The following is a 9,968-nucleotide window of genomic DNA, read 5'->3' as shown; positions in this document are numbered from 1 at the left end:
CGCACCCTCAAGGGGCATGATAACTCTGTCATAAGCGTTAATTTTAGTCCCGACGGCAAGACTTTGGTGAGTAGTGGTGACAACACTATCAAACTCTGGAATGTAGAAACAGGCCAAGAAATCCGCACCCTCAAAGGGCATGATAGACTTGTCAATAGCGTTAATTTTAGTCCCGACGGCAAGACATTGGTGAGCGGTAGTGATGACAAGACTATCAAACTCTGGAATGTAGAAACAGGCCAAGAAATCCGCACCCTCAAGGGGCATGATAACTATGTCTGGAGCGTTAATTTTAGTCCCGACGGCAAGACTTTGGTGAGCGGTAGTGCTGACAACACTATCAAACTCTGGAATGTAGAAACAGGCCAAGAAATCCGCACCCTCAAGGGGCATGATAGCGTTGTCACAAGCGTTAATTTTAGTCCCGACGGCAAGACTTTGGTGAGCGGTAGTGATGACAAGACTATCAAACTCTGGAATCTTGGGACAGACTGGGGCTTAAGTGATTTAATGGAGCGTAGTTGCGCTTGGGTGCGGGTTTATTTGCAGAATAATATTAATGTCAGGGAGGAAGATAGGCATTTGTGTGATGGGATTAGTACAAAGAATTAGCCCACCAATTTAATAATAAAGTTGATCTGTTACAGCCGATTGTTAATTTAGGTTTTTTTTCAGAGATTATCGCCACAAACACGCACCCTACAAGAGCGGCAATCGCATTAAAAACGTTTTATTTACCTCAATAACTCTGTTGCTTCTTTTAAGACTTGATTAATTTCGGGTTTGTGACAACTAATTACATCGTTTGGTAAATGCTTGTGATGGGGAAAAGTAGAGAGATTGGGAAAGTGAGGGGTACTATCATAACGAAAAACTAGGTTGTTTTTTTCATCTTGTAAATGGTAACGATAATCTAGGAATTCTAAGTAATTGTCTGTGATTACTATAGCTTCGTTTATTTCTAATAAATGGGTCTGCTTGAAACGTAACCTAATTCTTAAATTAGCTCTTTGTGATGTCAGTATTTCTTCTTGATAACGTTCTACATAAGCATTTTCACACTGCACAATTGCTTGCTCTACTTGATTGAGGTAATCAGATAAAAGTTTAAGCAGCATCATTTAATCTTTGTTCTAATTCTTGACGCAAAGCAAGGTAATGACGATAATCGTTTGCCCATTCTATAAATATTATATCATCTGACAATATTCCCTGATTGTATTCTTTATAAAAATCTTCGGAATCCATTTTATGTTGGTTCTCATAGACGCTAAGTCGCTTGGCAACAGCAATCAAAGCATCTAAAGATGATGTATATTGAATGGTCTGTTTACGCATTTTTCTTTTACTCCAAAATAATGATATTTTGATTATAAACGTTCGCGCTCAAACAAAAACATAAATCGTCGGGTGCGAAGCGCGATAGCGTAACGCACCAATTATTCTTTTAGTTTCTTCTTTTTTATCAGTGGAAAAAGCATAAAGCCAAATATTAGAATCAACAAAACAACTATGATTTTTAAGTTCTGTCATAAATTTCTTCTCGTTTCATAAATTCTAAATTATCAACCTCTATAGGATTTTCCAACAGGTATTCAATCATATCAATTTCAGTTTCACCTTTATTGAGTTGATTTTGAGCTTTAAATGCGGCAATAAGTACCTGTATCTGCTGAATTTGTTCAGGTTTAAGTCCAGTTACATTAATATTTTTAATCATGGCTACCTTGGAATGATTTTTACTTTAATTATACTAATTACACCCTCTCACAATAATGCTCTTCCTTTTTTACATCTTTGACCAAAATTATCGGTGTTTATCTAGAGCAGACAGAGGAAGATGTAGCAATGATTAAACCATCTGTATTGGTACGAATATCACCGATACTGACTTGAATTGTCAGGTTAAATAAAACTAAAGCTATTGAGAGAGAAATAAAAATCTACACTTCAACCAAATGAACCCAACTTAGAGAAGATTTAACGCTGTTAAATAAGCGTTTATCGCTGGTGTATAAATTTGCTTGAAATCGTTGAGCTAATACTAGATAATGGGCATCATAAGTAGCAGGAAGATTCAAGGTTTGCGAAATTTCTATTGCTTGGTAATGGAGGTAAAGATATCCATGAAACTGAATGGGTAAATCTAAGACTTCTGTAAGGAGGGTTTGCGCTTCTGTCTCCAAAATTTGACCAGCTTTTTTCAGACGATGAAATACGTTAGTGACTTCGTAACATAATAAAGTTGGCGCAATCACTAAATTTTCCTCGGTCATCCATTTTTGCCAGAGTTGACTATACATTGTTACAGAAGGTTCAACCGTTGTTAAACGAACTATAAAACTAGAATCAACACAGATAAATGTATTAGTCATTATTTTCTCTATTCACTCACAATTTCTTCCATCAATTGCCGATCTCTTTCTTCTCTCATTTGATGAATAATTTCAGTAACATCGGTTTCAAATGGGTTTCCCTGACGACGTTCATAAATGGCTTTTCGAGTTGCGTCAATTCGTTCTAATGCAATTTCCCAAGAGGGGTGATCTTTGAGTTTTTTTCCTAACAATTCCTGTTCTTCTAGGGACAAGGATTTAATTGCATTAACTAGAGATTCCACGAGTTGAATATTCATTTTTTTTACATCTTTGACCAAAATTATCGGTGTTTATGAAGAGTTATTAAAGAGACGCAAACTCCGTCGCTTACGTCCCCAATTCATCCCCAATCAAAGTTTACCGCTTGGATAACCGAGAAATAACCCGTTTAAAGTCATATCATCCGTAAGGAAAATTAGCCCGACTTTTTTAACAATTGTCGGCAAAATTTTGCTTGCTTTTTTCACGGCTTTTTGCAATAATATTTTTATAAGACTTTATATATAATGGAGTGTTGGCACTTCAAAAAAGATAGACAGATTCCCATTATAAGAAAAGTATAACCGAAGCCGCCGCCCAAGTCAAGGGATCACTCCTTTTTTTTGAGAAGTTTTCAGAAAAAAAAATCAAAGAGGCAGCCGGAGATATTCGGTTTTTCTTCACTTTTTGGGCGAAAAAACCCTTTTAGGATGCCTATAATAGGAGAGAGAAAGGGTTAAAAACTAAAAAAAAATGGCGGAGAGAGTCCAGAAAATCCTTGCCCAGTGGGGAATTGCCTCCCGAAGAAGGGCGGAGGAGATGATCGTGGCCGGACGAGTGAGACGGAATGGCAAAATCGTGCAGTTAGGAGAAAAAGCCGACCCCGAAAAAGATCACCTAGAGATAGACGGAAAAAAAATTGAACCGGCCAATCGTCCCCAAAGATTGTATATACTGATCAACAAACCCATTGGTGTGGTTTCTACCTGTAAGGATCCACAAAACCGGCCGACGGTAATTGACCTTTTGCCCGACTCCCTCGCCAGCGAGACAGGGTTACATCCCGTAGGAAGGTTGGACATTAACACCACTGGGGCTTTACTCCTCACCAACGACGGTCAACTCACCCTCACCCTCACCCATCCCCGTTATCATTTGCCCAAAACCTATCGGGTTTGGCTAGATGGTGCGATTGATAGACTTGCGCTCCAGCGTTGGCGAGAAGGTATCCTCTTAGAGGGAAAAAAAACCTTACCCGCACAGGTTGAGATACTCAAGCAAACCGACCAAAAAACCCTACTAGAAGTTATTTTAGTGGAGGGAAGAAATCGGCAGATTCGCTGTGTAGCCGAAGAATTAGGTTATCACGTCCTGAAACTTCATCGCAGTGCCATCGGTCGTATTCAACTAAACTCTGGTAATAATTCCCCCTTACCCTTGGGTCATTACCGTTTTTTAACCCTTGATGAACTGAAATATTTAAAAAGCCAGATTAACTAAGCTGAAAGTCAGCCCCTAATAGCGATATGTTTCGCCTTCTCCAATCACAACTTGATCCCCAGCATAAACAGCGAACCAAATTACTGGAAATCGGCGTTTATTTGCAAAAAAATCGCCTAGAACAGTCCCTTTCCCTCGAGGAAATTGCCCAGAAAACCTTAATCCCGCGCCATCGCCTAGAAGCGCTGGAAGCGGGGGATTTGGAGGCATTGCCCGAACCGATTTATATTCGTTGGTTAATCAAGCAATTTGCTGATAGTCTCGCCTTGGATGGTGAGACGATTAGCCGACGTTTTCCCACCAAGGTAAATAACTTTTTTAGGGGAACAAAACCGTCTTTATCGCTGCCGCGTCTTCAAATTCGCCCGATTCATCTCTATTTTCTTTATTTAATCTTAGTTATTGGTTCCGTACAAACCCTATCCCACGTCCTGCAAAAATCGGTACTGCAATCGAATCGCTTACCGCCGCCTTCCTTGCCACAACAGCAAATTGTCCAACCGAAAAGCAATCCCCTTCAACCGGTAGCCAACAAAACCAGCAATAATCAGCAGCTGGTGGTGGGGGTAAAACTGGAGGATGACTGCTGGCTGCGGGTGGTGGTGGATGGCAAGACAGAATTTGAGGGTGTGCTGCCCCAAGGAACCCATCGCACTTGGCAAGCAAACCGAGAATTAACCGTGAGGGCGGGTAATGCTGGCGGGGTTTACGTTGCCGTTAATAATGCCAATGCTAAACAACTGGGGCAACCGGGCAAAGTCGAGGAAGTCACCTACCGGGCAAATTGAGCTAATTTATGCAAAAGGTTTTTTCACCCCTCGATCGCCTTCAGGGAGGGTTAATCGGGGCATATATTGGGGAATCCTTGCATAATCAGCCCTTAATACCAGCCTTTAACTATGAGGCTACGCCAAGGACGACCCTGCTTTTGCAAGCTCTGCAATCTAAGGAAGACTTGCAGATTGCGATCGCAGCCAAGCAAGAGTCGGAATCGGCGTTATTATTTGTGCTGTTGCCGGAGATTTTAACCTGGCCTGACTATAGGGAACGTTGGCAAGCTAGATTAAATTTTTGGCTGAAAAAGGGCTTAATTTCCGAGTTAACCCAACAAGAAGCGATAATTTGGGGAGAGGCAGTAGGTCTGTTATTACAGGGGAAAAAGCCTTTAAATCAGTTAATGGGGCAATTACTAACTATTAAGCCCAAGAATAAGCTATTAGAGCAGATTCAGTCAGCTTTAGGGCAAAATCATCCCTTAGAGTTCATTTTATCGGCTTGGGCGAAAGATATCTCACCTTTAGGAATTGCGATCGCAGCTTCTCTCTATACCTTTCTGCAAACGACCGAGGATTTCGCCGTTAGCGTGCGTCGCGCTAATTCTAGTCCCTATCAACGGCAATTAACCACCACTTTAGCGGGAATTTGGGCGGGATTGTACAACGGTATCGAGGGTATTCCCCTAGCTTGGCGGCAAAATTTGCCGAAAGAGCCAGTTAAACAGCAATTAATGGATAAAGCTGGGGAAATCTATCGAATTTCCCTGGGTATATCTCCTCATCTTGTCCTATCTCCTGACACTGCCGTCGCTTACGGGGGAACAATCCAACCCCGTCCCAGCTTAAAATTGGTCTCTCAAAATAAGTAGGATCTGCTGAAAAGGTTTTTCGGTGGGGGTTGGGGGTTGGGGGTTGGGGGTTGGGGGATGGGGTTTTACCCATTTTCAGGGGGTCAATTACCTAATTTTCAGGGAAAAAGTGCCTAAATTTCCCCCCCGAACACTCCTAGCTAAGGCACTTTTTGATTTCAAAAAAGCCTAAAAATATTATCCAACAAGGTTTTTAGATTTATTCAGCAAACCCTACTTAGTTTGAAAGATATTTTGTACCATTTTTTTATCTAAACCTGCGGCAACTTTATCTAATTCTGCTATTTCTCCTGTGTCTAAACTCCATCCTAAAGCGCCTAAATTATCCTCAGCTTGCCGGACATTTTTAGCTCCGGGGATAGGAATTGTTCCCTTACAGATACACCAATTTAAAGCAACTTGGCTAATAGTTTTATTTTTAGCTTGGGCGATAACTTCTAGGCAACTTATCAGAGGCGAAATAGCGGGAATTAATTGACCAAAAAGGAAGCGACGTAATCCTGGGGGTAAGTTTTTATTATCTCGATATTTCCCCGTTAATAACCCCAAAGCTAAGGGACTATAGGCAATAATTTTAATGCCCAATTGATCACATAGTTCCTTTAATCCTAAGTTAGTGAGAGGATAGGTAGAAAGGAGAGAATACTGTACCTGTAAACTGGTAATAGGAATGCCGCGACTGGCAAACTTTTGATAGGCAGACTTCAATCTTTTCGGTCCAAAATTGGATAAACCGACTCCTTTAACTAACCCCTTTTCCAGACAATCCCCCAATCCGTCTAATAATCCTCCCTCCTGCCATGGCGCATAATTGCCCGTTGACCAGTGCATTTGCACTAAATCCACCGGGCGGCCTAATCTGGTTGCCGAAGCTTGACAAGCTTTAACCATGGCATTACGGGTTAAACGCCAAGGATAAGGGGCGAGTTTGGTGGCAATACGGATATTATCAGCGTTATAACCGCTATATTCCCCTGTAAAGCGTCCTAATAGCTTCTCACTCTGTCCGTTGAGTTTGCCTGTCCCGTAGGAGTCTCCCGTATCAAATAGAGTGACACCCCGCTCGACGCAGAGATTAAAAACCGCTTGTAACTGGCTATCCATACTCTCATCGTAACCCCAGAGAAGACGATTTCCCCAGGCCCAAGTACCGCAGCCCATGGGGGGAAGGGATAGAGTTTGATGTGTGACTGTCAAGGGATTCATGGGTCAGTTTCTCTGGGTTTTTTCTCAAGCTTTCAGAGAGATATTTTACTACTAAATCGACTTGGGTTTTTGTTTAACAAATAATCCCCGCAACCAATAGTAAAAACTATCGATATAAGTAAAGATTACCGGCACAACCACCAAAGTTAATAGGGTGGAAGTGGTAAAACCACCAATAACGGCAATCGCCATCGGTGCGCGAATTTCCCCATCTGCACCCAAAGCTAAAGCAATCGGTAACATCCCGGCAATTGTGGAAACCGAGGTCATAATAATTGGTCGTAAACGAGAGACTCCCGAATCAATCATCGCCTTAAATTGCGGTTTCCCTGCCTCAATGCCACTCAGGGCAAAATCTACTAACAAAATCGCATTTTTAGTGACTAATCCCATCAGTAAAACTATGCCAATTAAAGCGTATAAACCTAACTCTTTTTGGGTAATTAAAAGAGCAATTAAAGTGCCACCAATCGATAAAGGAAGGGAAGTTAAAATCGCTAGGGGATAGAGAAAATTGTTATACAACAAGACCAGAATCCCATAGATAGAAATAATTGCTAAACTTAACGCTCCCAAAAAACGAGCAAAGATATCGCGCATAATACGAGCATCACCAAAGGGTTCTTCTGTCACCTCTGGGGGTAAGTTTTTCATGATTGGTAAAGCGCGAATTTGTGTCACCGCACTTCCCAAAGAAACTCCCTCTAAATTAGCTCCAATATTAACCTGACGTTGACGGTTAAAGCGTTGAATTTCCGCAGGTCCACTACCTAAGCTAATTGTCGCCACCGAGTTAAGCGGTACTAACGTCCCATTACTGCTAGGAACGCGCAAATTTTGCAGAGTTTCTATCTCACTGCGTCCATCATTGGCAATTTTCACCCGGATGGGAATTTGTCGGTCAGCAAGGTTAAATTTAGCTAAATTAAACTCATTATCCCCGATTAAAGCCAAAGATGCAGTACGGGCGATCGCTCTGACCGAGACTCCCTGATCGGCGGCCCGGACGGGATCTGGTTGAATAATGATCTCCGGTTTAACTAAACTTACCCCGGAACTTACCTCGACAAAACCGGGTAATGCCCGCATTTCTCGCTCTAATTTTTGGGCAGTTTGGGTTAAAATATTGCCATTTTCACTTTTAAGGACTATAGCCACATCTTTAGTGCTTCCTGCTCCCCCCTGCGCCCGAAAAGTCACTCTAGCCCCTGGTATCTTCTGGAAGTCCCGGCGGGTTTGTTCCTCAAATTGCCGTTGAGTTAGCGATCGCTGTTCCTTAGCAACTAAATTAACATATATTAACCCGGTATTTACCCGTCCCGAATCTCCCGGAATAGCCAAAACATTAGCGACGGCGGGATTTTTTTGCAGTAAACTATTCACCTGATTAGCCACGGCAACAGTATCATTCAAAGTTGCACCGGGAGGCAATTCTAGGCTTATTGTACTTAATCCGGTATCCCCAGAACTAAATAACCCTTTTGGAATCAAGGGAACTAACTGTAAACTACCGATAAAAAAGGCCAAAGCCGCCAATAAAGTCAGGATTCGATGACGTAAGGCCCAAGTTAACAAACTTTTGTAGGGACGAAAACGCGGGCGCGAGGAGGGATTATTATCACCGGTTTTCAGCTTTTTCGGCTGTAGAATATAGGCACTTAACATCGGGGTGACGGTGACAGCGATCAAACTGGAAAATAGGGTAGAAACCGCCACAGTAACGCCGAAAGGTTGAAAGAATTGGCCCGGCACACCGCCCATAAAAGCAACAGGCAGGAATACCGCTATAATTGCCGCCGCACTGGCTAAAACGGCTAATCCAATCTCTTTTGAGGCATCAAAGGCCGCTTGCAAGGGTTTTTTACCCATAGCTAAATGTTGATCGATGTCCTCCACCATACACACCGCATCATCGACCAGATTACCCAAAGCTAAAGCTAAGGCCAGTAGGGTCATGCCGTTAAGGGTATAATTCAGGGCCTGCATCACCCAAAAAGTCGGGAAAATCGACAAAGGCAGGGCTAAACCCGTGATAATCGTGGCGCGCCAATTGCCTAAAAATAGACCCACCGTGATCACCGTCATAATACAACCGATGATCAGATCGCTCAGAAGGCTTTCGTAACTAGCACGAATTGAGTCAGCACGGGTAAAAATTAATTGAAATTTAAGATCTTCGGGCAGTTTTTTCTTTAAATTCTCGATTTCTTGACGCACTGCTGTTTCTACCGTGACCAAAGTGCTGCCGGTCCCCCGTAAAATCGAAAAACCCACCACTGGCTGCCCATCTAAGAGGGCCATTTGTCGAGGATCACTGGAACTATCGCTAACTGTCCCTAAATTGCTTAAGGGGACGGTATCACCGTTAGGTAAAGAGATTTGATAATTTCTTAAATCTTCGATAGTTTCAGCGCTGCCGAGGGTGCGGACAGTTTGTTCACTGCCACCGATTTCCGATCGCCCTCCGGGTAAATTAATATTAAAACTACGAATTTGGTCATTAACCGCCGTAGCCGTGATACCGTAGGCGATCAGACGACCAGGATCTAAATCTACACGCACTTCTCGATCGACTCCCCCAATCCGATTGACTCGCGCTACTCCCGGCACTCCTGTTAAAGCGCGGCCAATTTGACGATCAACTAGATCACTTAATTCGGCGATCGATCTTTTCGGGGAGGAGATGGTATAGTTCATCACTGCACCCCCGGCAAATTCTAAACGTTGGACAATTGGATCATTAGCATCTTGGGGTAAATCCTGTCGAATTTGCGCTATGGCATTGCGTACATCATTGGTAGCGCGATCGCTGTTAGTGCCAAGGATAAAGTTAACGGTGGTGCTGCTGCTGCCTTCGTTGACGGTAGAAGTAATTTGATCGATATTACCCAAAGCAGCCACCGCATCCTCGACTTTTTTGGTGACTTGAGTTTCCAATTCCTCTGGACCGGCGCCGGCTTGATTAACGGTGATAATCACGGCCGGAATGTCAATATTAGGAGAGCGATCGATCCCTAATCCTAGAAAGGCAATATATCCCATTAAGGCCATAACCAGGGAGATCAGGATCGTCGGAATGGGATTTTTGATAGACCAATTAGAAATATTAAAAGCCATAATTTCAGTTATCAGTTATCAGTTATCAGTTATCAGTTATCAGTTATCAGTTATCAGTTATCAGTTATCAGTTATCAGTTATCAGTTATCAGTTATCAGTTATCAGTTATCAGTTATCAGTTATCAGTTATCAGTTATCAGTT

12 protein-coding genes are annotated in these 9,968 nt (G+C 42.5%); 4 read left to right on the top strand and 8 right to left on the bottom strand.

What is annotated here, in order from left to right; translation table 11 throughout:
- On the top strand, window positions 1-612 hold a 612-nt coding region (locus tag IM479_RS11840; RefSeq protein WP_287699418.1), incomplete at its 5' end, for a WD40 domain-containing protein.
- Between the two features lie 122 nt (window positions 613-734).
- Here IM479_RS11840 and tumE read toward each other — a convergent pair.
- The 6 genes from tumE to IM479_RS11810 all read right to left on the bottom strand — a co-directional run bounded on the left by tumE (window position 735) and on the right by IM479_RS11810 (window position 2,635).
- Window positions 735-1,121: a toxin TumE gene (gene tumE, locus IM479_RS11835; protein ID WP_287686143.1), complete on the bottom strand. Its 387-nt coding sequence runs from the start codon at window positions 1,119-1,121 to the stop codon at window positions 735-737.
- Complete coding sequence (tumA, locus tag IM479_RS11830; protein WP_287686142.1) at window positions 1,108-1,338, bottom strand: antitoxin TumA; 231 nt, start codon at window positions 1,336-1,338, stop codon at window positions 1,108-1,110. The genes tumE and tumA overlap by 14 nt, the downstream gene beginning before the upstream one ends.
- Window positions 1,339-1,386: 48 nt before the next feature.
- Window positions 1,387-1,533 (bottom strand): PIN domain-containing protein, encoded by a 147-nt coding sequence (locus IM479_RS11825; protein WP_271973334.1) that lies wholly within the window; start codon window positions 1,531-1,533, stop codon window positions 1,387-1,389.
- On the bottom strand, window positions 1,520-1,720 hold the full coding sequence (locus IM479_RS11820; RefSeq protein ID WP_287079683.1) for a hypothetical protein: 201 nt from the start codon (window positions 1,718-1,720) through the stop codon (window positions 1,520-1,522). The genes IM479_RS11825 and IM479_RS11820 overlap by 14 nt, the downstream gene beginning before the upstream one ends.
- Before the next feature lie 223 nt (window positions 1,721-1,943).
- Window positions 1,944-2,375, bottom strand: a complete 432-nt coding sequence (locus IM479_RS11815) for a type II toxin-antitoxin system VapC family toxin (RefSeq protein ID WP_287672861.1) — start codon at window positions 2,373-2,375, stop codon at window positions 1,944-1,946.
- Window positions 2,376-2,383: 8 nt separating this feature from the next.
- On the bottom strand, window positions 2,384-2,635 hold the full coding sequence (locus IM479_RS11810) for a hypothetical protein (protein WP_158199940.1): 252 nt from the start codon (window positions 2,633-2,635) through the stop codon (window positions 2,384-2,386).
- Window positions 2,636-3,110: 475 nt separating this feature from the next.
- Between IM479_RS11810 and IM479_RS11805 the strand changes: the two genes are divergently transcribed.
- From IM479_RS11805 to IM479_RS11795, 3 genes are read left to right on the top strand one after another with little or no spacing between them, the layout of a single operon-like run.
- The gene (locus IM479_RS11805) at window positions 3,111-3,857 is read left to right on the top strand and encodes a pseudouridine synthase (protein ID WP_287672864.1); all 747 of its coding nucleotides are present in this window, start codon (window positions 3,111-3,113) and stop codon (window positions 3,855-3,857) included.
- Between the two features lie 26 nt (window positions 3,858-3,883).
- A complete protein-coding gene (locus IM479_RS11800) occupies window positions 3,884-4,645 on the top strand; it encodes a helix-turn-helix domain-containing protein (RefSeq protein ID WP_286824413.1) in 762 nt (253 codons plus the stop codon).
- 8 nt (window positions 4,646-4,653) lie between these two features.
- Window positions 4,654-5,502 (top strand): ADP-ribosylglycohydrolase family protein, encoded by an 849-nt coding sequence (locus IM479_RS11795; protein WP_287686141.1) that lies wholly within the window; start codon window positions 4,654-4,656, stop codon window positions 5,500-5,502.
- Between the two features lie 213 nt (window positions 5,503-5,715).
- Here IM479_RS11795 and IM479_RS11790 read toward each other — a convergent pair whose 3' ends face one another.
- Both IM479_RS11790 and IM479_RS11785 read right to left on the bottom strand, forming a co-directional pair.
- On the bottom strand, window positions 5,716-6,708 hold the full coding sequence (locus tag IM479_RS11790; RefSeq protein ID WP_287686140.1) for an aldo/keto reductase: 993 nt from the start codon (window positions 6,706-6,708) through the stop codon (window positions 5,716-5,718).
- A gap of 51 nt (window positions 6,709-6,759) precedes the next feature.
- The gene (locus IM479_RS11785; RefSeq protein WP_287686139.1) at window positions 6,760-9,825 is read right to left on the bottom strand and encodes an efflux RND transporter permease subunit; all 3,066 of its coding nucleotides are present in this window, start codon (window positions 9,823-9,825) and stop codon (window positions 6,760-6,762) included.
- Window positions 9,826-9,968 lie beyond the last annotated feature (143 nt).

The sequence above is a fragment of the Microcystis sp. M165S2 genome (assembly GCF_020245885.1).
In the GTDB taxonomy this organism is placed as follows: Bacteria; Cyanobacteriota; Cyanobacteriia; order Cyanobacteriales; family Microcystaceae; genus Microcystis.
This window is presented reverse-complemented; position numbering and strand designations above follow the sequence as displayed.

Bases quoted from the DNA above. Each gene is read 5' to 3' on its own strand.
- tumE (WP_287686143.1), bottom strand. From the start codon at position 1,121: ATGATGCTGCTTAAACTTTTATCTGATTACCTCAATCAAGTAGAGCAA.
- tumA (WP_287686142.1), bottom strand. From the start codon at position 1,338: ATGCGTAAACAGACCATTCAATATACATCATCTTTAGATGCTTTGATT.
- IM479_RS11825 (WP_271973334.1), bottom strand. From the start codon at position 1,533: ATGACAGAACTTAAAAATCATAGTTGTTTTGTTGATTCTAATATTTGG.
- IM479_RS11820 (WP_287079683.1), bottom strand. From the start codon at position 1,720: ATGATTAAAAATATTAATGTAACTGGACTTAAACCTGAACAAATTCAG.
- IM479_RS11815 (WP_287672861.1), bottom strand. From the start codon at position 2,375: ATGACTAATACATTTATCTGTGTTGATTCTAGTTTTATAGTTCGTTTA.
- IM479_RS11810 (WP_158199940.1), bottom strand. From the start codon at position 2,635: ATGAATATTCAACTCGTGGAATCTCTAGTTAATGCAATTAAATCCTTG.
- IM479_RS11805 (WP_287672864.1), top strand. From the start codon at position 3,111: ATGGCGGAGAGAGTCCAGAAAATCCTTGCCCAGTGGGGAATTGCCTCC.
- IM479_RS11800 (WP_286824413.1), top strand. From the start codon at position 3,884: ATGTTTCGCCTTCTCCAATCACAACTTGATCCCCAGCATAAACAGCGA.
- IM479_RS11795 (WP_287686141.1), top strand. From the start codon at position 4,654: ATGCAAAAGGTTTTTTCACCCCTCGATCGCCTTCAGGGAGGGTTAATC.
- IM479_RS11790 (WP_287686140.1), bottom strand. From the start codon at position 6,708: ATGAATCCCTTGACAGTCACACATCAAACTCTATCCCTTCCCCCCATG.
- IM479_RS11785 (WP_287686139.1), bottom strand. From the start codon at position 9,825: ATGGCTTTTAATATTTCTAATTGGTCTATCAAAAATCCCATTCCGACG.